21 protein-coding genes and 2 tRNA genes are annotated in these 22,841 nt (G+C 72.4%); 8 read left to right on the forward strand and 15 right to left on the reverse strand.

Features of this window, described 5'->3' with window-relative positions:
- Positions 1–40: 40 nt before the first annotated feature.
- The 5 genes from clpX to QC029_RS23100 all read right to left on the reverse strand — a co-directional run bounded on the left by clpX (position 41) and on the right by QC029_RS23100 (position 4,692).
- Positions 41–1,330: an ATP-dependent Clp protease ATP-binding subunit ClpX gene (clpX, locus tag QC029_RS23080; protein ID WP_279557674.1), complete on the reverse strand. Its 1,290-nt coding sequence runs from the start codon at positions 1,328–1,330 to the stop codon at positions 41–43.
- Positions 1,331–1,510: 180 nt separating this feature from the next.
- Positions 1,511–2,197 (reverse strand): ATP-dependent Clp protease proteolytic subunit, encoded by a 687-nt coding sequence (locus tag QC029_RS23085; RefSeq protein WP_279557675.1) that lies wholly within the window; start codon positions 2,195–2,197, stop codon positions 1,511–1,513.
- Between the two features lie 64 nt (positions 2,198–2,261).
- Positions 2,262–2,864, reverse strand: coding sequence for an ATP-dependent Clp protease proteolytic subunit (locus QC029_RS23090; protein WP_279557696.1), 603 nt, complete (start codon positions 2,862–2,864; stop codon positions 2,262–2,264).
- Positions 2,865–3,115: 251 nt separating this feature from the next.
- On the reverse strand, positions 3,116–4,519 hold the full coding sequence (gene tig / locus QC029_RS23095; RefSeq protein WP_279557676.1) for a trigger factor: 1,404 nt from the start codon (positions 4,517–4,519) through the stop codon (positions 3,116–3,118).
- A 96-nt stretch (positions 4,520–4,615) separates the two neighbouring features.
- Positions 4,616–4,692: transfer RNA gene (locus tag QC029_RS23100), tRNA-Pro, on the reverse strand.
- 112 nt (positions 4,693–4,804) lie between these two features.
- Between QC029_RS23100 and QC029_RS23105 the strand changes: the two genes are divergently transcribed.
- A tRNA-Gly gene (locus QC029_RS23105) sits at positions 4,805–4,875 on the forward strand.
- 158 nt (positions 4,876–5,033) lie between these two features.
- On the opposite strand, the gene QC029_RS23110 is transcribed toward QC029_RS23105, so the two are convergent.
- Positions 5,034–5,228: a hypothetical protein gene (locus QC029_RS23110; RefSeq protein ID WP_279557677.1), complete on the reverse strand. Its 195-nt coding sequence runs from the start codon at positions 5,226–5,228 to the stop codon at positions 5,034–5,036.
- Positions 5,229–5,775: 547 nt separating this feature from the next.
- On the opposite strand from QC029_RS23110, the gene QC029_RS23115 reads away from it, so the two are divergent.
- Complete coding sequence (locus QC029_RS23115; RefSeq protein WP_279557678.1) at positions 5,776–6,972, forward strand: acyltransferase family protein; 1,197 nt, start codon at positions 5,776–5,778, stop codon at positions 6,970–6,972.
- 28 nt (positions 6,973–7,000) lie between these two features.
- On the opposite strand, the gene QC029_RS23120 is transcribed toward QC029_RS23115, so the two are convergent.
- Together QC029_RS23120 and QC029_RS23125 are read right to left on the reverse strand one after the other, a co-directional pair.
- A complete protein-coding gene (locus tag QC029_RS23120) occupies positions 7,001–7,774 on the reverse strand; it encodes an endonuclease V (protein WP_279557679.1) in 774 nt (257 codons plus the stop codon).
- Entirely contained in the window at positions 7,767–8,921 is a 1,155-nt protein-coding gene (locus tag QC029_RS23125) for a PP2C family protein-serine/threonine phosphatase (protein WP_279557680.1), read from the reverse strand. The genes QC029_RS23120 and QC029_RS23125 overlap by 8 nt, the downstream gene beginning before the upstream one ends.
- 114 nt (positions 8,922–9,035) lie before the next feature.
- On the opposite strand from QC029_RS23125, the gene QC029_RS23130 reads away from it, so the two are divergent.
- Positions 9,036–10,265 carry a GNAT family N-acetyltransferase gene (locus tag QC029_RS23130; RefSeq protein ID WP_279557681.1) on the forward strand — a complete coding sequence of 410 codons (1,230 nt, stop codon included), beginning with the start codon at positions 9,036–9,038 and terminating at the stop codon, positions 10,263–10,265.
- 42 nt (positions 10,266–10,307) lie between these two features.
- On the opposite strand, the gene QC029_RS23135 is transcribed toward QC029_RS23130, so the two are convergent.
- From QC029_RS23135 to QC029_RS23145, 3 genes are read right to left on the reverse strand one after another with little or no spacing between them, the layout of a single operon-like run.
- Entirely contained in the window at positions 10,308–11,144 is an 837-nt protein-coding gene (locus tag QC029_RS23135; RefSeq protein ID WP_279557682.1) for an Fpg/Nei family DNA glycosylase, read from the reverse strand.
- 8 nt (positions 11,145–11,152) lie between these two features.
- The gene (locus QC029_RS23140; protein WP_279557683.1) at positions 11,153–11,641 is read right to left on the reverse strand and encodes a ribose-5-phosphate isomerase; all 489 of its coding nucleotides are present in this window, start codon (positions 11,639–11,641) and stop codon (positions 11,153–11,155) included.
- 25 nt (positions 11,642–11,666) lie between these two features.
- Positions 11,667–12,275 carry a biotin transporter BioY gene (locus QC029_RS23145; protein ID WP_279557684.1) on the reverse strand — a complete coding sequence of 203 codons (609 nt, stop codon included), beginning with the start codon at positions 12,273–12,275 and terminating at the stop codon, positions 11,667–11,669.
- A 333-nt stretch (positions 12,276–12,608) separates the two neighbouring features.
- Here QC029_RS23145 and QC029_RS23150 point away from each other — a divergent pair, with 333 nt between their 5' ends.
- Positions 12,609–14,042, forward strand: a complete 1,434-nt coding sequence (locus QC029_RS23150) for an amino acid permease (RefSeq protein WP_279557685.1) — start codon at positions 12,609–12,611, stop codon at positions 14,040–14,042.
- A 117-nt stretch (positions 14,043–14,159) separates the two neighbouring features.
- Here the strand turns inward: QC029_RS23150 and QC029_RS23155 are convergent, their stop codons facing one another.
- Positions 14,160–14,807 (reverse strand): DsbA family protein, encoded by a 648-nt coding sequence (locus QC029_RS23155; protein WP_279557686.1) that lies wholly within the window; start codon positions 14,805–14,807, stop codon positions 14,160–14,162.
- Between the two features lie 262 nt (positions 14,808–15,069).
- On the opposite strand from QC029_RS23155, the gene pepN reads away from it, so the two are divergent.
- Entirely contained in the window at positions 15,070–17,673 is a 2,604-nt protein-coding gene (gene pepN, locus QC029_RS23160; RefSeq protein WP_279557687.1) for an aminopeptidase N, read from the forward strand.
- A gap of 64 nt (positions 17,674–17,737) precedes the next feature.
- Here pepN and QC029_RS23165 read toward each other — a convergent pair whose 3' ends face one another.
- Positions 17,738–18,619 carry a transporter substrate-binding domain-containing protein gene (locus tag QC029_RS23165; protein ID WP_279557688.1) on the reverse strand — a complete coding sequence of 294 codons (882 nt, stop codon included), beginning with the start codon at positions 18,617–18,619 and terminating at the stop codon, positions 17,738–17,740.
- Between the two features lie 17 nt (positions 18,620–18,636).
- Positions 18,637–19,383, reverse strand: a complete 747-nt coding sequence (locus QC029_RS23170) for a hypothetical protein (RefSeq protein ID WP_279557689.1) — start codon at positions 19,381–19,383, stop codon at positions 18,637–18,639.
- A 268-nt stretch (positions 19,384–19,651) separates the two neighbouring features.
- On the opposite strand from QC029_RS23170, the gene QC029_RS23175 reads away from it, so the two are divergent.
- A complete protein-coding gene (locus QC029_RS23175; RefSeq protein ID WP_279557690.1) occupies positions 19,652–20,719 on the forward strand; it encodes a hypothetical protein in 1,068 nt (355 codons plus the stop codon).
- Between the two features lie 27 nt (positions 20,720–20,746).
- Here QC029_RS23175 and QC029_RS23180 read toward each other — a convergent pair whose 3' ends face one another.
- Positions 20,747–21,121 (reverse strand): helix-turn-helix domain-containing protein, encoded by a 375-nt coding sequence (locus tag QC029_RS23180; RefSeq protein WP_279557691.1) that lies wholly within the window; start codon positions 21,119–21,121, stop codon positions 20,747–20,749.
- 152 nt (positions 21,122–21,273) lie between these two features.
- On the opposite strand from QC029_RS23180, the gene QC029_RS23185 reads away from it, so the two are divergent.
- Together QC029_RS23185 and QC029_RS23190 are read left to right on the forward strand one after the other, a co-directional pair.
- Positions 21,274–21,765, forward strand: coding sequence for a universal stress protein (locus QC029_RS23185; RefSeq protein ID WP_279557692.1), 492 nt, complete (start codon positions 21,274–21,276; stop codon positions 21,763–21,765).
- Between the two features lie 30 nt (positions 21,766–21,795).
- Positions 21,796–22,800 (forward strand): TerC family protein, encoded by a 1,005-nt coding sequence (locus QC029_RS23190; RefSeq protein ID WP_279557693.1) that lies wholly within the window; start codon positions 21,796–21,798, stop codon positions 22,798–22,800.
- The last annotated feature ends 41 nt before the right edge of the window (positions 22,801–22,841 follow it).

Genomic DNA, 22,841 nt, shown 5'->3' on the forward strand with positions numbered 1-22,841 from the left:
CGACGCGCGCGCCCGCCGCGTACGTGCCGTGCGTGCGCGCTCAGGCGCTCTTCTCGCGCGGGCCCTGGCCCTGGTCGCCGCGGGAGCGGGGCACCAGGGTGGGGTTGACGTTGGAGTGGACGACGTCCTCGGTGATCACCACACGCGCCACGTCCTTGCGCGAGGGCACCTCGTACATCACCGACATCAGGACCTCCTCCATGATGGCGCGCAGGCCGCGCGCCCCGGTGCCGCGCAGGATCGCCTGGTCGGCGATGGCCTCCAGCGCCGGGCGGTCGAAGTCCAGCTCCACGCCGTCGAGCTCGAAGAGCCGCTGGTACTGCTTGACCAGCGCGTTGCGCGGCTCGACCAGGATCTTCAGCAGCGCCTCGCGGTCGAGGTTGTGGACGGAGGTGATGACCGGCAGCCGGCCGATGAACTCCGGGATCATGCCGAACTTGACCAGGTCCTCGGGCATGACGTCCTCGAACTGGTTGCTCGCCTCGATCTCGCGCTTGGAGCGGATCGTGGCGCCGAAACCGATGCCCTTGGCGCCCGCCCGGGACTCGATGATCTTCTCCAGGCCGGCGAAGGCGCCGCCCACGATGAACAGCACGTTCGTGGTGTCGATCTGGATGAACTCCTGGTGCGGGTGCTTGCGCCCGCCCTGCGGCGGCACGGAGGCCGTGGTGCCCTCCAGGATCTTCAGCAGCGCCTGCTGCACGCCCTCGCCGGAGACGTCGCGGGTGATCGACGGGTTCTCGCTCTTGCGGGCGACCTTGTCGATCTCGTCGATGTAGATGATCCCGGTCTCGGCCTTCTTCACGTCGTAGTCGGCGGCCTGGATCAGCTTCAGCAGGATGTTCTCGACGTCCTCGCCCACGTAGCCCGCCTCGGTCAGGGCGGTGGCGTCGGCGATGGCGAAGGGGACGTTCAGCATCCGGGCGAGGGTCTGCGCCAGCAGCGTCTTGCCGGAGCCGGTGGGGCCCAGCAGGAGGATGTTGGACTTGGCCAGCTCGATGCCGTCGTCCCGGCTCTGCGAACCGCCGTTCTCGCCCGCCTGCACCCGTTTGTAGTGGTTGTAGACGGCGACGGAGAGGGCCTTCTTGGCGGCCTCCTGGCCGACGACGTACCCCTCGAGGAACTCGTAGATCTCACGCGGCTTGGGCAGCTCGTCCCAGCGCATCTCGGAGGTGTCGGCGAGCTCTTCCTCGATGATCTCGTTGCAGAGGTCGATGCACTCGTCGCAGATGTAGACGCCCGGCCCCGCGATGAGCTTCTTCACCTGCTTCTGGCTCTTGCCGCAGAACGAGCACTTGAGCAGATCGCCGCCGTCACCGATGCGTGCCACGAGGTGCTTCTCCTTCGCCTGGGATCCGTCGAGTTCCACGAACCCGGGTGCTTGCTCTGGGCCTTGGCGGGGGCGGCCCCCGGACCCCCTATGACGGTACCTTGCCCGACCCCCTGAATGGGCCCCCCTCGGACCGACTCGACCCGAGGGGGGCGGAAATGTTCGGGGGAATCCGCGGACTCAGCCCATCCCCACCGAGGTCTTGCGGGTGGAGATGATCTGGTCGATCAGGCCGTACTCCAGCGACTCCTCGGCGGTGAGGATCTTGTCGCGCTCGATGTCCTGGCTGATCTGCTCGAGCGGCTTGCTGGAGTGCTTGGCGAGCATCTCCTCCAGCTGGGTCCGCATGCGCTGGACCTCGTTGGCGGCGATCTCCAGGTCGGAGACCTGGCCGCGGCCGGTCTCGCTGTACGGCTGGTGGATCAGCACCCGCGCGTTGGGCAGCGCCATCCGCTTGCCGGGGGTGCCGGCGGCGAGCAGCACGGCCGCGGCGGAGGCCGCCTGGCCCATGCAGACGGTCTGGATGTCCGGCTTGACGAACTGCATCGTGTCGTAGATGGCCGTCAGCGCCGTGAACGAGCCGCCGGGGCTGTTGATGTAGATCGAGATGTCGCGGTCGGGGTCCATCGACTCCAGGCACAGCAGCTGCGCCATGACGTCGTTGGCGGAGGCGTCGTCGATCTGCACGCCGAGGAAGATCACGCGCTCCTCGAAGAGCTTCGCGTACGGGTCGTACTCGCGCACGCCCTGCGAGGTGCGCTCCACGAAGCGCGGGACGACGTACCGGGACTCGGCCGACGGCCCGGTGTAGCGGGCCTCGGGGCGGCCGTGCGTCCCGGAGCCGGGGAAGGTGTGCTGACTGTTCATGTGGCGGTACACCGTTCTGGAGAGATGGACTGGCTGCGGTGTCGGACTGCGGCGGACGCGGCGCTCACGCGCCCGTGCCGCCGCCGCCCGGGAGCTGCGCGGCGGAGCCGTAGACCTCGTCGATCAGGCCGTACTCCTTGGCCTCCTGAGCGGTGAACCAGCGGTCGCGGTCGGCGTCGCGGTTCCACTGCTCCTCGCTCTGGCCGGTGTGCAGCGCGGACAGTCGCGCCATCTTCTTCTTGGTGCGCAGCAGCTGCTCGGCGTGGATCTTGATGTCCGAGGCCGAGCCCGCCAGCCCCGCGGAGGGCTGGTGGATGAGGATCTCCGCGTTCGGCAGGGCGAAACGCTTGCCGGGGGTGCCCGCGCTCAGCAGGAACTGGCCCATGGACGCGGCCAGGCCCATGGCGATGGTCACCACGTCGTTCTTGATGTACTGCATGGTGTCGTAGATCGCCATGCCGGCCGTGATGGAGCCGCCCGGGCTGTTGATGTAGAGGTAGATGTCCTTGTCCGGGTCAGCGGCCAGGAGGAGCAGCTGAGCGGTGATCTTGTTGGCGATGTCATCGTCGACCGGCTGGCCGAGGAAGATGATCCGCTCGTTGAGCAGCCGGTTGTAGACCTGGTCGCCGAGGCCACCGATGGTCGGCTCGGTGGCGGCGGAAGGCATCGGAAGCGTCACGTGTCCACCTGCTCGTGTACGGACGGCCGCGGTCTCTCACAGGGCCGTCTCTGGGGTCTTCGTCTTTACTTGGACCCTAACGCGCGGGTCCTGTCGCGCCATCCCGGTCCGAGAACTGTTCGCTGTTAGCGCAGGGAGCGTTCCCGCAGGTGAGGTCGGTGTGTTCCGCCGTACGCGAACGGGCCCGCACGCGGTGTCGCGTACGGGCCCGTTCGGCCGGTCGTGGAGCCGGCCGCGGATCAGTCCTCGGACTTCTCCGGGCCCTGCTCGGCGGAGTCCCCGGCGGACTCGGCGGAGGCCTCGGCGGTCGCGCCGGACTCCTCCTCGTCCTCCTCGTCCTCCATGGAGACGGCCTCGCCGTTGGTGTCGGTGACCTTGGCGGCCTCGACGACGACCGCGAGGGCCTTGCCGCGGGCGACCTCACCGACGAGCATCGGCACCTGGCCGCCCTCGACGACGGCCTGGGCGAACTGGTCGGGGCTCATGCCGGAGGACTGGGCGCGGCGCATGAGGTGCTCGGTGAGCTCCTCCTGGTTGACGTTCAGCTTCTCCTTGTTGACCAGCTCGTCGAGGATGAACTGGGTCCGGATGCCCTTCTCGGCCTGCTCCTTGAGCTCGGCCTCGAACTCCTCCTCGGACTTCTCCTGCATCTTCAGGTAGGTCTCGAGGTCCATGCCGAGCTGCGCGAGCTGGTGGTTGACCAGGTTGTGCTTGCGGGTGTTGATCTCGTCCTGGAGGAGCTTCTCCGGGATCGGGACCTCGACCAGGGAGATCAGCGCGTCGAGCACCTTCTCCTGGGCCTGGGTGGCCTGGTCGTACTTCTTCATCCGCTCCAGGCGCTTGCGGCTGTCGGCCTTCAGCTCCTCGAGGGTGTCGAACTCGCTGGCCATCTGGGCGAAGTCGTCGTCCAGCTCGGGCAGTTCGCGGGCGGAGACGGAGGTGACGTCCACCTTGACCTCGGCCTCGCGGCCGGCGGCGGAGCCGCCCTTGAGCTCGGAGGTGAAGGTCGCGGAGCCGCCGGCCTCCAGGCCGATGACGGCCTCGTCGATGCCGTCCAGCAGCTCGCCGGAGCCGATGGTGTAGTCGATGCCCTTGGCGACGCCGTCCTCCAGGACCCCGCCGTCGACGCTGGCCTCCAGGTCGATCTTGACGACGTCGCCCTCGGCGGCGGCGCGCTCGACGACGCTGGTGGAGGCGAAGCGCTCGCGGAGCTGCTCGACCGACTTCTCCACGTCCTCGTCGGTGACCTCGACGGCGTCGACGGTGACCTCGATGCCGGAGTAGTCCGGGATCTCGATGGCGGGACGGATGTCCACCTCGGCGGTGAACGCGAGGAGCTCGTTGTCCTTGAGCTCGGTGATGTCGACCTCGGGCTGGCCGAGCGGGCTCAGCTCACCCTCGTTGACGGCGTCCTGGTAGAGCTTGGGAAGCGCGTCGTTGACGGCCTCCTCCAGGACGGCGCCCCGGCCGAACCGCTGGTCGATCACCCGGGCGGGAATCTTGCCCTTGCGGAATCCCGGCACCGTGACCTGCTGGTTGATCTTCTTGTACGCCGCGTCGAGGCTGGGCTTGAGCTCCTCGAAGGGCACCTCGACAGTGAGCCGAACCCGGGTGGGGTTCAGGGTCTCCACGGCGCTCTTCACGGTCGGTCTCCTTGGGGCTGACTGCTGGGACTTCGTACTTCTGTGAGGCGCCCCGCACGCAGACACGACACAGGCAGGCGCGTCTTTCATAGTACGTGGTCGGGGTGGCCGGATTCGAACCGACGACCTTCCGCTCCCAAAGCGGACGCGCTACCAAGCTGCGCCACACCCCGTCCGTGCGACACGTAGAGTACATGCCGTACGATGCGGAGCGTGCCGCACGCGGTCACGATCGGTTGGCTGTGGTCTGTATGATCTGCCTGCCACGTGAACGACGGTGGCGCCGCGGGCGTAGCTCAATGGTAGAGCCCCAGTCTTCCAAACTGGCTACGCGGGTTCGATTCCCGTCGCCCGCTCCGAACGAAGGCCCGGCCCCTCGCGGGGGACCGGGCCTTCACCCTTTTCCGACCTTCTTCGTCCTTCTTCGCCCCTCTTCGTCCTTCTCCGCCCTTTCGCGTCTTTCGCGCTCCCGGAAGGGCGGCCCGCCGGCCGCCGCCCGGATCGCCCGGGCCGCTCAGAAGGTGATCTGGTTGATCGACTCGGCGAGCGAGTTGAGGAAGCGGTTTATCGACGGGGCGATGCCGGTGGAGGCCAGGAAGAAGCCGAAGAGGATCGCGACGAGCGCGGGACCCGCCTTCAGCGAGCCGCCGCGGATGAGCACGACCATGATGATTGCCAAGAGCAGCACCACAGACAGTGAAATGGCCACAACTGATCACACCCTCGGTCGCAACGCCTCTGCACCGGCCGCGCCGGCCCGGGGAGCCTCCACCGTGTCCCCGCCGTGACCATCGTGCCACCAACTGACCTGCAAGCGCAGGCAGGTGAACGATCGACGGGGTCCGGGCGTGTCCGCGCCCCGCGCCCGCCGGCGGCCGCACGCCGGGCGCACCCCGGCCGCCGGCAGGGGATTCCGGCGCGTTCCGAACAGATCGGTGCAGCGTGCACCGGAGTGCCCGGCGATCCGGGCCGCATGGGCTCCGGATAACGCCGCGGAGCGAATTCGACGGCATTGCGACCGGCCCGTGATCGGCGCCGCACGGCGAAAGGGGCTTCGAAGAGGCGCGGCTTATCTTTCGGACATTCCGAATATAAGGGGTATAAAGCTCCGGACATCGCGTTACTTAACGGACGCCCGCCTCTTCGGTCGCTCACCGACCGGCCGACCGGTCGTGTCCGGGGCATAAGCGGCTCCGCCGGGGCGGAGGGAACGGCGCGAATTTACCTGCGGGCGGATTCCCACTAAGGTGCGGCAGATGTTCCACGCTGGCTACGAGCGCTCTCCGCTTCCCCCGGCCCGGCCGGACGCGACCGAACCGCCGGCGCCGCCCGCTCCGGAGACCGTCCGGACCGGACCGGGCAGCGGATCCGGAGGCGCCGCGCAGCGGGACGCGTTCTTCGACAACGCCAAGTACCTGGCGATCGTGCTGGTCGTCGTGGGACACGCCTGGGGGCCGATCCTCTCGGACTCACGGGCGGTGCTGGCGGCGTACAACTTCGTGTACGCCTTCCACATGCCGGCGTTCATCGTGATCACCGGCTACCTCTCCCGCAACTTCGACATGCGCCCGGGCAGGCTGCGGCGGCTGGTGACCACCGTGGTCGTGCCGTACGTGATCTTCGAGACCGCGTACACCCTGTTCAGGCGGGCCGGGGACGGCGCCGACCATCCCATCAGCCTGCTCGACCCCTGGTACCTGTCCTGGTTCCTGCTGGCGCTGTTCGTGTGGCGGCTGACGACCCCGCTGTGGCGGCTGGTGCGCTGGCCGGTCCCGCTGGCCCTGGGGATCGCCCTGCTGGCCTCCGTCTCCCCCGAGACCGGCGGCGACCTGCACATGCAGCGGATCCTGCAGTTCCTGCCGTTCTACGTCCTCGGGCTGAACCTGCGCCGGGAGCACTTCGACGTCGTGCGGCACCGCGCGGTGCGGCTGCTGGCCGGACCGGTCCTCGCCGCGGCGGCGGTGTTCGCCTACTGGTCCGCGCCCCGGATGAACCTCGCGTGGTTCTACCACAACAACAGCGGCCAGGAACTGGGCGTCCCCTGGTGGGTCGGCGCCGCGATGACCCTCGCGCTGACCGTCTGCTCGCTGGTGCTGAGCGCCTGCTTCTTCGCCCTGGTCCCCCGGCGCCGCACCTGGTTCACCGCGCTGGGCGCCGGGACGCTCTACGCCTACCTGCTGCACGGCTTCCTCATCCTGGGCGCGCGCTTCCAGGGCTGGTACGACCTGGCGTGGGTGACCACACCGGCGGGAGAGGTCGCGCTGTCGGTCCTGTTCGCGGTGCTGGCCACGGTGATGTGCACCGCGGCGGTGCGGCGGGTGTTCCGGTTCGTGGTGGAGCCGAACGTGGAGTGGATCTTCAGGCGGGACGCCGCCGGGGCCGCCCGCGAGCGCGCCGCCGCGCCGGCCGAGCCCGCCGCCCGGTCCGCCGAGCCGGCCGCCCCCCGCCGCTGACCCGTTCAGCCCCCGAACCGCTCCGCCCCTACCGTTCTCCCGCGTCTCCCGCGCTCGCCGCGTCCCCCGCCGCACCGTACGGCTCCCGCAGGCCCTGCTTGATCTCCCTCAGGACCCTGCGGCCGAGGCCGTCGGCGCCGCGTGTCGTCTCCGGCAGCCGGTAGCGCGGGGCCAGGCGCAGGGTGTGGGCGCAGGCGTGGTCCAGGCCGATCCCGTGGCCGGCGGAGACGAACACCGGCTTGACGCCCGGCTGGGTGCGCAGCGCGCGCCCCACGGTCTCGGGCGGGGTGAGCAGCCGGTCCAGCAGCGGCGAGGCGTCGCCGCGCCGCGGGCCCGGCTCGGTGTGGTCGAAGGCGAAGGGCGACTTGGCGACCCCGAAGCACGGCAGCCCGGTCAGCACCCCCAGGTGCACCGCCAGCCCGGCCCGCCGGGGGTGCGCGTAGCCGTAGCCGTCGCAGACCACCAGGTCCGGCGGGGCGCTCAGCTTCCCCAGGGCGGCCAGCACCGGGGGCAGCTCGCGGAAGGCGAGCAGGCCGGGCACGTACGGGAAGCGGCTGCGGTCGGTGTGGACCGCCTCCTCCAGGACCCGGAGCGTCCCGGCGTCCAGCACCACGGCCGCCGCCACCAGCAGGTCGCTCTCCTCGTCGTAGGTGACGTCGACCCCGGCGATCCTGCGCGCCTGCCCCGGCGCGGGCCCCGGACTCGTCAGGTCGGCCGCCCCGCGGATCCGCTCCTGCTCGGCCGTCGCCTCCGCCTCGTCGGCGGGCCACCGCACGGTCCCGCCGGCCGTCCCGTCAGTCACGGCGGATCAGCAGCAGGGCCCGGTCGTCGTTGACGTCCCGGGCGACGGCCTCGATCAGGTGCCAGGCGGCCCCCTCGAAGCCGGTGACGACGTAGCGGTCGGCCTCGCCCGTCAGCCGGTCGATGCCCTCGGCCAGCTCCCGCTCGGCGGTCTCCACCAGGCCGTCGGTGAAGAGCATCAGCACGTCGCCGGGGCGCAGGCTGCCCTTGACCGCGTCGAACTGGGCGCCGTCGTAGACGCCCAGGAGCGGGCCCTCGGCGGCCTTCTCCTCCCAGCGTCCGCTGCCCGCGTTGAGCTGGAGGGCGGGGACGTGGCCGGCGGAGAACAGCTCGTAGTCGCCGCTGTCGAGGTCGAGGACGAGGTGGACGGAGGTGGCGAAGCCCTCCTGCCAGTCCTGGCGCAGCAGGTAGGCGTTGGCGGCCGGGAGGAAGGCGTGCGGGGGCAGGGAGCCCAGCAGGCCGCCGAAGGCCCCGGACAGCAGCAGCGCCCGGGAGCCGGCGTCCATGCCCTTGCCGGAGACGTCGGTGAGGACGGCCTCCAGGGTGCGGCGGTCGGGCCCGGTGAGGGCGGCGACGACGAAGTCGCCGGAGAAGGACTGGCCGCCCGCCGGGCGCAGCGCCATCTCCCGGTGCCAGCCCGCGGGCAGTTTCGGCAGCTTGCTCTGGACGCGGATGCGTTCGCGCAGGTCGAAGAGCATGGTGCCGCCGCGTCTCCAGGGAACGCCGACCCGGCTGCGGAACTGGGCGACCAGCAGCCCGGAGAGCCCCACCGCGGCCACCACCAGGATGGTGCCGGGGGTGACCCGGCCGGGGCCGGACGCGTACGGCCCGAGCACCGTGGCCTCCACGATCAGCGCGGCGGCCGCGGCGGCGTACAGGATCAGCAGACTGGCCGGACGCAGCAGCAGGCCGCCCGCGATCACCGGCAGCACCAGGCTCTCGGGCGCGAACCACAGCGGCTCGGCGAGAGTGGCGTAGGTGAGGGCGGGAACGGTGACCAGCAGGGCCGCGAAGGCGATCCAGTCGGAGCCGTCGCCGCGGAAGTAGTCGACGGCGGAGCGGCGCACGGCGGTGCGGACCCGGTGTACGGCCTTGCGGGCCTGGTACAGCCGGGGCGCGGGAGGGGTCTTGCCCGTGCGGCCTGCCATGTCAGGGACCTTATCCACCCGTTCGGGGGTCCGTCGATTCCCGGTGAGGGTGCCTCGGAAACCGTGTTCGATATCCAGTCGACCCGGCCTCGTCTCCCTGATAGTGATGGGCTCATGACGAGCACGGATCTGCGGGTACTGCGCCGCGAGGAGTGGGACGACTGGTACGGAAGGCTCGAACTGGCCTTCGGGGAAACCGAACCGCCCGAGGCGCGGGCGCTGTGGCGGGACCTGACGGAGTTCGAGCGGTCGATCGCCGCCTGGGACGACGGGGAGATCGTCGGCACGGCCGGCACGCTGTCCTTCGGCCTGTCGGTGCCCGGCGGCGCGATCGTGCCCACCGGCGGGCTGTCGATGGTCAGCGTGGCCGCCACGCACCGGCGGCGCGGCATCCTGACCGCCATGATGCGGCGGCAGTTGGACGACGTGCGGGCGGCCGGGGAGCCGCTGGCGGTGCTGACCGCCTCGGAGCCGGCGATCTACGGGCGCTTCGGCTACGGCGTCGCCGCCCGCCACGCGCGCGTGGAGGTCGACACGGCCCGGGTCCGGCTGGACGTGCCGCCGGACGCGGACGGGTTCCGGCTGCGGTACGCCGATCCGGCCGCGGCGCTGAAGGAGTGCGAGGCGCTGTACGCCCGCCGGGTGCCCTCCCGGCCCGGCATGCTGGAGCGGCGCCCGGGCTGGGAGCGGCAGGGGGTGCTGGACCCCGAGGGCTGGCGGGACGGCGCCTCGCCGCTGCGCTGCGTGCTGGCCGAGAAGGACGGCGAGTTGCGCGGGTACGCCCGCTACTCCGTCAAGCCGGAGTGGGACGCGTCCGGGCCGAAGGGCACGGTGGTGGTGCACGATCTGGAGGCGCTGGACCCGGCGGCGCACGCGGCGCTGTGGCGCTTCCTGTTCGGGATCGACCTGACCTCGACGGTGTCGGCCAAGTCCCGTCCGGTGGACGACCCGCTGTTCCACCTGGTCAGCGACCTCCGGCGCTGCGGGATCCTGCTGCGCGACCTGCTGCACCTGCGGCCGGTGGAGGTGGGCGCGGCGCTGGCGGCCCGCCGGTACGCGGCGCCGGTGGACGTGGTGCTGGAGGTCGAGGACGCCTTCTGCCCCTGGAACACGGGACGTTGGCGGCTGACGGGCGACGCCCGGGACGCCCGGTGCGTCCGCACCGACGCGGCGGCCGAACTGGAGCTGGGCGTCAGGGAGTTGGGCGAGGCCTATCTGGGCGGGACGTCGCTGGCCGCGCTGGCGGGCGCCGGGCGGGTGCGGGAGCTGCGGGCGGGGGCGCTGGCCGAGGCCTCGACCGCGTTCTCCTGGCCCGTCGCGCCGTGGCTCCCGCACGGCTTCTGACGGCCGGCTCCGGGGCTCCGCCGGGCCCGGCGGGCCGGCCGCTCACGGCTTCTGGCAGGCGGGGCACCAGAACAGGTTGCGGGCGGCGAGCGGGGCGGTGCGGACCTCCTCGCCGCAGACGTGGCAGGGCATCCCGGCGCGGCGGTAGACGTACACCTCGCCGCCGTGGTCGTCCACGCGCGGCGGGCGGCCCATGGCCTCGGGGGTGTGCTCGGGCCGTACGGTGTCGATGCGGTTGTTGCGCACGCCCTCGCGCATCAGCCCGACCAGGTCGGCCCAGATCGCGTCCCACTCGGCCCGGGTGAGGTCCTTCCCCGCCCGGTACGGGTCGATGGCGTGCCGGAAGAGGACCTCGGCGCGGTAGACGTTGCCGACGCCCGCCACGACCTTCTGGTCCATCAGCAGCGCGGCGATCGTGGTGCGGCTGCGGGAGATCCGCGCCCAGGCCCGCCCGGGGTCGGCGTCGGCGCGCAGCGGGTCGGGGCCCAGGCGGCCGGCGACCGCGTCCTTCTCCGCCTCGGTGAGCAGTTCGCAGGTGTTGGGACCGCGCAGGTCGGCGTAGGCGAGGGGGGCTTCGGCGGTGGCCAGGCGCAGCCGTATCAGCCCCACGGGTGCCGGGGGCGGGCCGTCGCCGTGCCGGAAGGAGCCGTACAGGCCGAGGTGGATGTGGATCCAGTCGCCCCCGGCGGATCCCCCGGCGCCGGTGAAGCCCAGGAAGAGGTGCTTGCCGTGGGCGTCGGCCGAGCCGAGCGTCCGGCCGTCGACGAGGGCGGCGCCCGCCTCGAACCGGCCCTGGGGGCTGGACGCCCGTACGGGCCGGCCGCCGAACCTGTCGTCGAGGTCGGCGGCCAGCCGGTGGATGGTGTGGCCTTCTGGCACGGGTCGGTTCAGTCCTGCTGCGGGTGGTGGGCGGGGACGGGCGGGAGGGCCCCGGTCCGCTCGTACGACGAGAGCATGTCGATGCGGCGGACGTGCCGCTCGTCGCCGGAGAACGGGGTGTCGAGGAAGGCCCGCACGAAGGAGACGGCCTCCTCGGTGGTGTGCATCCGGGCGCCGACGCTGATCACGTTGGCGTTGTTGTGCTCCCGGCCCAGCCTGGCGGTCTCCACGCTCCACGCCAGGGCGGCCCGCACTCCCTTGACCTTGTTGGCGGCGATGGCCTCGCCGTTGCCCGAGCCGCCGATGACGATGCCCAGGGAGTCCTCGTCGTCGGCCGTCTGCTCCGCGGCGCGCAGGCAGAAGGGCGGGTAGTCGTCAGCCGCGTCGTAGAGGTGCGGGCCGCAGTCGACGGGCTCGTGCCCGGCCTCCTTCAGCCACTGGACGAGGTGGTTCTTCAGTTCGTAGCCGGCATGGTCGGAGCCGAGGTACACGCGCATGGGACGGAGTCTATTCAGCGCCGGTTCAGGACGTGCGCCCGACCAGCTTCCAGGCCGCGGGAAGGGCTCCCATGGCCAGGGCCGCCTTGAGCGCGTCGCCGACCAGGAAGGGCACCAGACCGGCCGCGACGGCCTGTCCGGCGGACATGCCCGTGGCCAGCGCCAGGTAGGGGACGCCGACGGCATAGATGACGGCGGTGCCCACGGCCATGGTCCCGGCGGTGCGCAGCACCCCGCGGTCCCCGCCGCGGCGGGCCAGGGCGCCGACGACGACGGCGGCCAGCAGCATGCCGAGGATGTACCCGAAGGAGGGCATCGCGGCGCCGGAGGCGCCCTCGGCGAACCACGGCATCCCGGCCACGCCCGCGGCGGCGTACAGGCCCAGGGAGGCCAGGCCGCGGCGGGCGCCCAGGCCGGCGCCGACGAGCAGGGCGGCGAAGGTCTGGCCGGTGACGGGGACGGGCGAGCCCGGCACGGGGACGGCGAGCTGCGCGGCCACACCGGTGAGCGCGGCGCCGCCGACGACCAGCGCCACGTCGCGCACCCGGGCGCGGGCGGCCGTGGAGGCGGGCAGGACGTCGGCGAGGACGGCGCCCGGGCGGACGGTGGCTGTGGTGGTGGCAGGGGTGCTCATCACGGCTCCGGATGTCTGGGGACTTCGGGGAACGCCCCGACGTTAACCGACGTTAGCCCCGGTTCCCCCGTGAGATTGGCGACAAAGAAGGGCTGGTCCAGCTTGTGGGAGACGGCTGGAAAGGCGCTGGAGGACGCCCTGCGCGGGCGCCCGCGCCGCATTTCCGGTGGTCTCGCGGCGGACCGGGCGGAAGTGCACGGAGGGTGAACAAGATGTCCGGATAGCGGACAGGAAAGCGGGGGCCGTTGCCGCCGGCCGGGTCCGGCGCCCACACTGACCGAGTGCGGAGCCAATTGTTCCGCTTCCCCCGACCCCCTGGACGGCACCCTCCCCATGCCCGGTACGCCCGACCTGAAGACCACCGGCTCCCCCCACCGGGACCCGGACACCATCGAGCGCTCCGCCCTCTCCCACGGCCTCAAGCAGCGCCATCTGTCGATGATCGCCCTCGGCGGCGTGATCGGCGCCGGCCTCTTCGTCGGCTCCGGGGCGGGCATCGCCGCCGCGGGCCCGTCGATCGTCGTGGCGTACGCCCTCTCCGGGCTGCTGGTGATGCTGGTGATGCGGATGCTCGGCGAGATGTCGGCCGCCCATCCCGCCTCCGGCTCCTTCTCCGTGCACGCCGAGCGCGCGATCGGGCCGTGGGCCGGCTTCACCGCCGGGTGGATCTTCTGGGTGCTGCTGTGCGTGGCCGTCGCCGTGGAGGCGCTGGGTGCGGCGACGATCATGGCGGGCTGGCTCCCGGGCACCCCGCAGTGGCTGTGGGTCGCCGTCTTCATGGCCCTCTTCACCGGCAGCAACCTGCTGGCGGTGCGGAACTTCGGCGAGTACGAGTTCTGGTTCGCCGCCCTGAAGGTCGCCGCGATCGCCCTCTTCATCGCCCTGGGCCTGGTGGCCGTGCTCGGGCTGCTGCCCGGCACCCCCTCCCCCGGCCTGACCAACCTCACCGGGCAGGGCGGCTTCCTCCCCAACGGCGCGGAGGGCCTGGTGGTCGGCCTGCTGGCCTCGGTCTTCGCCTACGGCGGACTGGAGACGGTCACCATCGCCGCGGCCGAGTCGCGGGATCCGGTGCGGGGCGTGGCCAAGGCCGTGCGCACGGCGATGTGGCGCATCGCGGTCTTCTACGTCGGCTCGATCGCGGTGATCGTCACGCTGATCCCCTGGGACGACGAGTCGGTGCTCTCCGGCCCGTACGCCGCCGTGCTGGACCACATCGGGGTCCCGGCCGCCGCCCAGATCATGAACGTGGTGGTGCTGGTCGCCCTGCTGTCGGCCATGAACGCCAACATCTACGGCGCCTCGCGCATGGCGTACTCCCTGGTCGCCCGGGGCGAGGGGCCCGCCTTCCTGGGGAAGGTCGACGGCGGCGTGCCGCGCCGGACGGTGCTCGCCTCGGCGGCCTTCGGATTCTTCGCGGTGCTGCTGAGCTTCCGGTGGCCCGACACCGTCTTCGCCTGGCTGCTGAACATGGTGGGCGCCGCCGTGCTGGTGGTGTGGGGCTTCATCGCGGTCTCCCAGCTGATCACGCGCCGCCGGCTGGAGCGGGAGGCGCCGGAGCGGCTGGTGGTGCGCATGTGGCTGTTCCCCGCGCTGACCTGGCTGTCCCTGGCGGGGGTGGCCGCGGTGCTGCTGCTGATGCTGCGCGAGGGCGACACCCGCACGCAGCTCGCCTTCACCGCCGGCCTCACCCTGGCCCTGTCGGCGGCCGGGCTGGTGCGCCAGCGGCGGGCGGCGCGTACGGCCGGCGCGACGGCGCGCGGACGGTAGCCGGCCCCCGCCGCGCCCCGCGCCGTACGCCCCGCCGTCCCCGAGCGGCACGGAACGGCTCCCGCGCGGTCCTGTGCGCGGGAGCCGCTCCGTGCCCACGGCCCGTGGGAGCGGGGCTCAGTCGAACGTCGGGTCCTCGGTGCGGGTCCGCTTCAGCTCGAAGAAGCCGGGGGTGGAGGCCACCATCAGCGTGCCGTCCCACAGCCGGGCGGCCGCCTCGCCCTTGGGCGCCGGGGTGACGACCGGGCCGAAGAAGGCGGTCTGCCTCCCGTCCGCGCCCGGCACGGCGATCACCGGGGTGCCGACCTCCTGGCCGACCAGGCCGATGCCCTCCTCGTGCGAGGCCCGCAGCCGCTCGTCGTACGCGTCGGAGTGCGCCGCGTCCGCCAGCTCCTCCGGGAGACCGGCCTCCTTCAGGGCGTCGACGATCGTGGCGCGCTCGTTGGGGAGGCCCCGGTTGTGGAAGCGGGTGCCGAGGGCGGTGTAGAGGGGGCCGAGCACCTCGGAGCCGTGCTTCTGCTCGGCGGCGATCAGCACGCGCACCGGGCCCCAGCCGGCCTCCATCAGGTCGACGTACTGCTGCGGCAGCTCGTCCAGCCGGTTCTCGTTGAGCACCGACAGGCTCATCACGTGCCAGCGCACCTCGACCGGGCGGACCTTCTCCACCTCCAGCATCCAGCGGGAGGTCATCCAGGCCCACGGGCAGATGGGGTCGAACCAGAAGTCGGCGGGGATTCTGCTCGCGCTCTCGGACGTCTCGGGCATGCGGGTTCTCCTCGTCATACGGTGGCACGCCGTGGCATACAGCGGCACGCTGCGACATACCGTGGCGTACGGTTCACGGGCCGGGGCGCACGGGCGGCGGCCGTCGCGCGGACGGCCGCCCCGGCGTCCCACGGGAACGCCGGGGGACGGCCCGGTGATTCCCGGCCCGTCCGACCGACCGGTCGACCGGCCGTACGGCGGCGCGGCACCGCATGAAATCCTGACCTCCTGTGTTCGCGACGCGAGACGAGGGAGTCACGCCGTGCCCGGTGAGAATCTGACCCGTGACGAGGCCCGGGAGCGCGCCCGGCTGCTGACCGTGGACGGGTACGACGTCGCGCTCGACCTGCGCTCCGCGGTCGGGCCCCACTCCGGCGACGGCCCGCGCGTCTTCCGGTCCACCACCACGATCCGCTTCCGCTGCGCCGAGCCGGGCGCCTCGACCTTCGCCGACCTGCTGGCGCCCTCGGTCGCCTCGGTGACGCTCAACGGCCGCGAGCTGGACGCGGACAAGGTGTTCGACGGCACCCGCGTGGCCCTGGACGGGCTGACGGCCGAGAACGTCCTGACCGTGGACGCCTGGTGCGCCTACAGCCGCACCGGCGAGGGGATGCACCACTTCGTCGACCCCGAGGACGGCGAGACCTACCTCTACACCCAGTACGAGCCGGCCGACGCCCGCCGGGTGTTCGCCAACTTCGAGCAGCCCGACCTCAAGGCGCCCTTCACCTTCACCGTCACCGCCCCGGAGCGGTGGACGGTGCTGAGCAACGGCGCGCGCGAGGGCGAGCCGGAGCCGGTCGGGGAGGGCGCGGCCCTCTGGCGGTTCGCGACGACGAAGCCGATCTCGACGTACATCACCACCGTCGTGGCCGGCCCGTACCACCACGTCACCGACGTCTACCGGCGCGAGCTGCCCGGCGGCGGCGAGCTGGTGATCCCGCTGGGGGCGCTGTGCCGCAGGGGGCTGGCCCGCCACTTCGACGCCGACGACGTCTTCACGGTCACCAAGCAGGGCCTGGACTTCTTCCACGACCACTTCGACTACCCGTACCCGTTCGGCAAGTACGACCAGGCGTTCGTGCCCGAGTACAACCTCGGCGCGATGGAGAACCCGGGGTGTGTGACCTTCCGCGAGGAGTTCGTCTTCCGCGGCAGGGTGACCGACGCCTCCTACGAGAACCGCGCCAACGTCATCCTGCACGAGATGGCGCACATGTGGTTCGGGGACCTGGTCACCATGGAGTGGTGGGACGACCTGTGGCTCAAGGAGTCCTTCGCGGACTTCATGGGCTCCTTCTCGATGGTGGAGGCCACCCGCTTCACGGACGGCTGGATCACCTTCGCCAACCGCCGCAAGTCCTGGGCGTACCGCGCCGACCAGCTTCCCTCCACGCACCCGATCACCGCCGACATCCGGGACCTGGAGGACGCCAAGCTCAACTTCGACGGCATCACCTACGCCAAGGGCGCCTCCGTCCTCAAGCAGCTCGTGGCGTATGTGGGGCGCGACGCCTTCCTGGAGGGCGCGCGGCGGTACTTCAAGCTCCACGAGTGGGGCAACACCCGGCTGGAGCACCTGCTGTCGGTGCTGGAGGAGACCTCCGGGCGCGACATGGGCGAGTGGGCCCGGGCCTGGCTCCAGACCGCCGGGGTCAACTCCCTCGCCCCGCAGGCCACCTACGACTCCGCGGGCCGGATCACCGAGCTGGCGGTCGTCCAGGAGGCGCCCGAGGCGCACCCCGTGCTGCGCCCGCACCGGGTGGCGGTCGGCCTGTACCGGCGGCAGGGCGCGGGGGGCGCGCTGGAGCGCTACGCCCGCGCGGAGGTGGACGTCACCGGCGTGCGGACGGTCGTGGAGGAGCTGGCGGGCGCCGAGCGCCCCGAGCTGATCCTCGTCAACGACGACGACCTGACGTACTGCAAGGTCCGCTTCGACGAGGCGTCCCTGGAGACCCTCCGCTCCCACCTGGACTCGGTCTCCGACGACCTCGCCCGCGCGCTGTGCTGGTCGGCGCTGTGGAACCTCACGCGCGACGCGCTGATGCCCGCCCGCGACTTCCTCGACCTGGTGCTGCGCTTCGGCGGCCGGGAGAGCGACATCGGCGTGGTGCAGATGCTGCACGCCTGGGCGCGCACCGCCGTGGTGCACTACGTCGCGCCCGAGTGGCGCGAGGAGGGCGCGCGGCTGCTCGCCCACGGCGCGCTGCGGCACCTGCGGCAGGCCGAGCCGGGCAGCGACCACCAGCTGTCGTGGGCGCGGTTCTTCGCCGCCGTAGCCCACGACGAGCACGACCTGCAGGTGCTGGACAGGCTGCTGGAGGGGAGCGGCCGGATCGACGGCCTGGACGTCGACCAGGAGCTGCGCTGGACCTTCCTGGAGACGCTGGCCTCCGAGGGGCTGGCCGACGAGGGGCGGCTGGCGGCCGAGCTGGCCCGCGACGACACCGCCTCCGGCAAGCGGCACCAGGTGCGCTGCCTGGCCTCGCGGCCGGACCCCCGGGTCAAGGCCCGGGCGTGGACGGACGTGGTGGACTCCGACCGGCTCTCCAACGCGCTGGTGGAGGCGACCATCTCGGGCTTCGACCAGCCGGGGCAGCGGGAGCTGCTGGCGCCGTACGCGCCGCGGTACTTCGAGGTGATCGAGCGGGTGTGGGCCGAGCGGTCCATCGAGATCGGCATGTCGGTCGTCCGCGGCCTGTTCCCGGCGCTCCAGGACAAGCGGTCCGTGCTGGAGACGACGGACGCCTGGCTGTCCGCGCACGAGGACGCCCCGCCGGCGCTGCGGCGGCTGGTGCTGGAGGCGCGCGACGACGTGGCGCGGGCGCTGCGGGCCCAGCGCTGCGACGCGGCGGCGGGCGCCTAGCCGGGCCGGAGGCCGACCCGGTGGAAGCGGCGCGGCACGCGTGTCGCTTCCACCGGGGCCGCCCTCACCGGGCGGACGCGGACGTCTCCCGGGGCGCCTCGTCGGTGCAGGTGGAGTACTGGTCCAGCTCCGCGGGGTCGGGCTTGAACCGGTTCTCCCAGGTTCCGGGGTACTCGTCGAGGATCTTCGGGAACTTGTCGCCGAAGTGCGTCGACCACTTCTCCTTGATGAACTCCCGCAGCGCCTTCTTCAGTTCCTCGCACTCCTTCCGGTGCCCCTTGGCTATGCCTATCCCGTAACGGTTGGGGCGGCCGAACGTGACGTCGCCGAGGACTTTGACGTCGCTGTACCTCTCCGCGTACCCGTGGAGGAGCACCAGGTCGGTGAAGACGGCGTCCGCTTCGCGGTTGCGCACGTCGTCGACGCAGGTGGAGTAGTCGGGCTCCGTGTAGAACACGGCTCCCTTCGGGAGCTTCACCGCCTCCGCGGTCGAGCCCTCGACCGTGCAGATCTCCTTGCTGCCGTCCACGTCGTCCCGCTTGCTGATGCCGGAGTAGTCCTTGCGGACCAGGAACCCCTGGTGCGTGATCAGGTAGGGGCCGACCATGTCGAGGTGCCCCAGCCTCTCCTCGGTGATCGAGTACGTCGCGATGACGAGTTTGCTCCTGCCGCTCTTCACCGCCTGCTCGCGCTCCTTGGAGGGCACGTTGATCCACTGCGGGCCGAACCCCATCGCGTCCCCCAGGTAGCGGGCCAGCTCGACCTCGAAGCCGCTGCGCTTGTAGTTGGTCTCGAGGTTGAATCCCGGCTGGTCCTCCTTCCCGGCGATGTTGACCGTTCCGGAGAGGAACCGCTCCGGCTCGGAGACGGGCCCGCACTGCGCGCCCGTCAGCAGGAGCACCGACGCGGCGGCCATGCCCGCGAGGCGCCCGTGTGTGATGTCCACTCCCGTTCCCCCGTCCTTCAGCTGTGAAGAGTCGCCTCGGCCACCGATATCCTCAGCTCACAGCCCTCTTCGGCCTCGAGCCGCATCCTCAGTTCGGCCGTGCGCCGGCCCGGCCGCAGGACCAGCTCCAGGGGGTCCTCGGAGGAGACCTTCTGCCGGGAGCGCCCGTCCAGGTCCGCCGATTCCACCGTCAGTTCGCTGCTCGGCCGGCAGGACGGCAGGTCGGGGGCGGCGTCCGCGATCCGGAAGGTGACCCGCAGCCGGGAGTACGAGTCCCTGACGGGCAGGGTGACGACCGCCTCGTCGGCGTCCGCCATCCGCAGCCCGGGCTCCTCCTCACCGGCCTCCGGCGCGCCCCCGGCCCGCTCGAGGCGGACCTGGTGGGTGACGTCGAGCGGCTCACCGCCGAGGTGGTACCGCACGACCAGGGCCGCGGCACCGATCAGCAGGACCGCGGCGGGCACGGCCATGAGGCTGACGGGCGCCCACAGCCGGGGGGACGCCCCGTTCTGGTCGCCGATCAGCGTCAGCGGCAGCATGGCGCCGACGAAGGCCAGCAGGCAGGCCGCCGTGGCGGCGGCCACGGCGATGTCGCCGACCAGCCACGCCAGAACCGCCGCCGAACCGATGATGACCACGCAGTTGAGGAAGACCACCCAGAACAGCAGCACCCTGTCGTCGCGGAGTTTCTCCCTCAGACGACGCGCCGTCTCCCTCGACCACGTCCCCGGCGCACCCGTCCCGGGCGGCTCCCCCTCCGACATGCTCCCCCCGCTGCTGTCGCCGTCACGTCACGACACGGAAGGAGGATATGGCTCGCCCGTCGGCCACAACAGGCCTGTCCGGGCCTTTTTCGACGCTCCGTCACATCTGCCGTACCGCGCGGCGGTCCGGCGAAAAACCGGCGGGCGCCCCGCTCCGGCTCCGCGGACGCGCCCGCCGCGGCCGTACTTGAGGACGGGCGCGTCCTGATCCGTCGACAGGTGTGTAACAGAGGTTGGCGGGCGGAACCCGGGCGGGAATCGCGGGGACATGAGCCACAACACCCCCGTCTCCCCCCGCCCCGCCCACCCGGTCCGCCGTCCGGCGCACGTACGGCACCGGGTGGTGACGGCCCGCACGCTGCGCGAGCACGGCGTCTCCGCCGCCATCGCCGACGCGCGCTGCCGGCCGGGCGGCCCCTGGCGGATGCCGCTGCCCGGCGTCTACCTGCTGCACCCCGGACCGCCGACCAGCGAGGAGCGGCTGCACGCGGTGCTGCTGTACGCGAGCCGGGAGCGCGGACCGGACCAGGCCCCGCCCGGGTTCGCCCCGCCCGCCGGCCACGGGGCCGGGGCGGTGATCACCGGGCCCGCCGCGCTCGCCCTGCGCGGCTTCTCCTCCACTCCCCCGCTGCCCGCCCTGGAGCACATCGACGTGCTGGTGCCGCGCACCCGCCGGCTGCGCTCGGCCGGCTGCGCCCGTGTGGTGCGCACCCGCTCCCTTCCCGTGCCCGAGGAGGTCACCGGCCTGCCCGTGGCACCCGTGCCCCGCGCCCTGGCCGACACCGCCGCCCGGACCGACGACGCCGTGGCGGTGCGCCGGATGCTGACCGAGGCGGTGCGCGACGGCCACTGCGAGGCCCCGGCGCTCCTCCGCGAGCTGGCCCGGGCCCGGCTGCTGAACCGCCCGCACGTGGCGGACGCCGTGGAGGCGGTGCTGGCGGAGAGCCGGTCGGTGGCCGAGAGCCTGCTGTACGGGATGGTCCGCGCCCACGGGCTGCCCGCCCCCTGCTGGAACGTCGACCTCCGTCTGCCCGGGGGCCGGCACCTCGGCGGTGTGGACGCCTACTGGCCCGAGCAGGCCGTCGCCGTCGAGATCGACGTCCGCGACGGCACCGACGGCACCGACGGCACGGGCGGCACGGGGGCGGAGGGCGGCGCGGCCTCGGGGTACGCCCGCAAGCGCGAGCGGCTGCGGGATCTGGGCATCACGGTCCTCCACCTCACCCCGGCCCAGTTGCGCGACCGCCCCGGGCAGCAGGCCGCCGTGGTCCGCACGGCCCTGGTGACCGCGCCGGAGCGCGAGCCGGCCGCGTACGTGGCGGTCCTGCCGCGGTGAGGCCCGGGGCCCGGCGGGCCCCGGGCCTCAGGGCGCGGAGGTCTCCCGCTCCTCCCCCTCCCCGGGCCGCGCGGTCCCGCCGGCCCGGGGCTCCTCGCGGTGCAGGAAGGTGTCGAGCAGGTCGCCGACGGGGTGCCCGGCCTCCGAGGGGTGGCGCAGGGAGACGGTGGGATCGACGGTGTAGCGGTTGCGCCGGCCGACCCGGGTGCGGCTGAGGTATCCGGCGGCCTCCAGGTCGGCGACGATCGCCTGGGTCGCGCGCTCGGTGATGCCGATGGACGCCGCGACGTCCCGCAGCCGGACGCCGGGGTCGCGGGCGATGTGCAGGAGCACGCGGGCGTGGTTGGTGAGGAAGGTCCACCGGTCGCCGCGGGAGGGGGATCGGGAGGGGGACACGGTCATGCCTCCATCGTACGATCCGCGCTTCGTACGTCACGCTCCGGAAGGGCGCGGCCAATATGCGAATAATTTTTCGCGTAATGTTTGACGCGTCTTTCTTTTCGGGTGACTCTGGGAGGCGTACGACCGCTCCCGCGCAGGAAGGCGGGTCCACCGTGACCGTGCCGCACTCCCCGCCCCGGCCGATCGCCGCCGTCCTCACCGACCGCCTCGACGACGTCGCCGTCGCCGACACCGCCGTACGCCTGGCCCGGACCCACCAGGCGCCCCTGCTGCTGGTGGCCGTACTGCCCGCGCACGCGGGCGACGGCGACGCCCGGGCCGTCCTGGCCAGGGTGCTGCCCCGCGTCGGACCCGCCGGCCTGGGCCACATCCCCGCCGCCCACCGTCTGCCGCCGCGCCGCGACACGCGGCTGCGGACCGCCGCCGGGCTGCTCGCCCTGGCCTGCCGGAACCGCTGCGACGCGGTGGTCGCCGCCCGTACGGGTCCCGCCGGCCTCGACGCCGCCGCGCTGCGGGAGGCCGCCGCACTGCGCGGCGGTCCACCGGTGCACACGACGGTCCCCGCGTCCTGGGCGCCCCCGCGCGCCACCGCGCGGCGCCCCCTGTCCGACGCCCCCGAGTCCCCCGGTACGACACCGCGCTGACCCGCCGACGGCGGAAGGAATCCACTCCAGATGAACGAACCGTCCCTGGCCGTCCCCCTGTGGGTGTGGGCCGCCCTGACCCTGGGCATCGCCGCGATGCTCGCCGTCGACCTGCTCGCCCACCGCGACAACCACGTGATCGGCTTCCGCGAGGCGGCCCTGTGGAGCGCAGTGTGGATCGCCGCCGGCCTGGGCTTCGGCCTCGTGCTGTGGGCCTGGCAGGGCGGTGACACCGCCGGCACGTACTACGCGGGCTACCTGATCGAGAAGGCCCTCTCGATCGACAACGTCTTCGTCTTCGCGCTGGTCTTCTCGTTCTTCGCCGTTCCCGACGCCTACCAGCACAAGATCCTCTTCTGGGGCGTGATCGGCGCGCTCGTGGCCCGGCTGGTGTTCATCTTCGTCGGGGCCGGGCTGCTCGAGGTCTTCTTCTGGACCGCCTACGTCTTCGGCGGGTTCCTGATCTGGACCGGCTGGAAGATGGCCTTCTCGCACGACGAGGAGGTGCACCCCGACCGCAACCCGGTCGTGCGGCTGGTGAGGAGGGTCCTCCCGACCGACTCCCGGTACCACGGCGACCGGTTCTTCGTCCGGATCGACGGGCGCCGCGTGGCCACCCTGCTGTTCGTGGCCCTCGTCGCGATCGAGGCCACGGACCTGATCTTCGCCGTCGACTCGGTCGCCGCCGTCCTGGCCATCACCACCGACACCTTCCTGGTGTGGACGGCCAACGCCTTCGCCGTCCTCGGCCTGCGGAGCCTGTACTTCTGCCTGGCCGGACTGCTGCGGCGCTTCGCCTACCTCCACTACGGGCTGGCGTTCCTGCTCGTCTTCGCCGGCGTCAAGCTGATCCTGTCCGAGACCCCCGTCGGCAAGCTCCCCATCCCGGTCACCCTCGGGGTGATCGCCGCCACCATCGCCGTCTCGATCGGCTGGTCCCTGGCGGCCACCCGCTCCCGGGACGGGGACGGCGGGGACGGCGGCGGCGGTACGGGCGGGAGGGCAGCCGAGCCGCGCGGCGTCCCGTCCGCCTGAGGACACGGAGAAGGGAGGGGGCGGCGCCCGCGCCGGAAGCG

Source organism: Streptomyces sp. DH37 (assembly GCF_029813835.1).
In the GTDB taxonomy this organism is placed as follows: Bacteria; Actinomycetota; Actinomycetes; order Streptomycetales; family Streptomycetaceae; genus Streptomyces.

Bases quoted from the DNA above. Each gene is read 5' to 3' on its own strand.
- QC029_RS23175 (WP_279557690.1), top strand. From the start codon at position 19,652: ATGAGCCACAACACCCCCGTCTCCCCCCGCCCCGCCCACCCGGTCCGC.
- QC029_RS23085 (WP_279557675.1), bottom strand. From the start codon at position 2,197: ATGAACAGTCAGCACACCTTCCCCGGCTCCGGGACGCACGGCCGCCCC.
- QC029_RS23140 (WP_279557683.1), bottom strand. From the start codon at position 11,641: ATGCGCGTGTACCTCGGCTCCGACCATGCCGGCTACGAACTGAAGAAC.
- QC029_RS23115 (WP_279557678.1), top strand. From the start codon at position 5,776: ATGTTCCACGCTGGCTACGAGCGCTCTCCGCTTCCCCCGGCCCGGCCG.
- QC029_RS23145 (WP_279557684.1), bottom strand. From the start codon at position 12,275: ATGAGCACCCCTGCCACCACCACAGCCACCGTCCGCCCGGGCGCCGTC.
- QC029_RS23190 (WP_279557693.1), top strand. From the start codon at position 21,796: ATGAACGAACCGTCCCTGGCCGTCCCCCTGTGGGTGTGGGCCGCCCTG.
- QC029_RS23130 (WP_279557681.1), top strand. From the start codon at position 9,036: ATGACGAGCACGGATCTGCGGGTACTGCGCCGCGAGGAGTGGGACGAC.
- QC029_RS23180 (WP_279557691.1), bottom strand. From the start codon at position 21,121: ATGACCGTGTCCCCCTCCCGATCCCCCTCCCGCGGCGACCGGTGGACC.
- QC029_RS23090 (WP_279557696.1), bottom strand. From the start codon at position 2,864: ATGCCTTCCGCCGCCACCGAGCCGACCATCGGTGGCCTCGGCGACCAG.
- QC029_RS23125 (WP_279557680.1), bottom strand. From the start codon at position 8,921: ATGGCAGGCCGCACGGGCAAGACCCCTCCCGCGCCCCGGCTGTACCAG.
- QC029_RS23170 (WP_279557689.1), bottom strand. From the start codon at position 19,383: ATGTCGGAGGGGGAGCCGCCCGGGACGGGTGCGCCGGGGACGTGGTCG.
- QC029_RS23155 (WP_279557686.1), bottom strand. From the start codon at position 14,807: ATGCCCGAGACGTCCGAGAGCGCGAGCAGAATCCCCGCCGACTTCTGG.
- QC029_RS23150 (WP_279557685.1), top strand. From the start codon at position 12,609: ATGCCCGGTACGCCCGACCTGAAGACCACCGGCTCCCCCCACCGGGAC.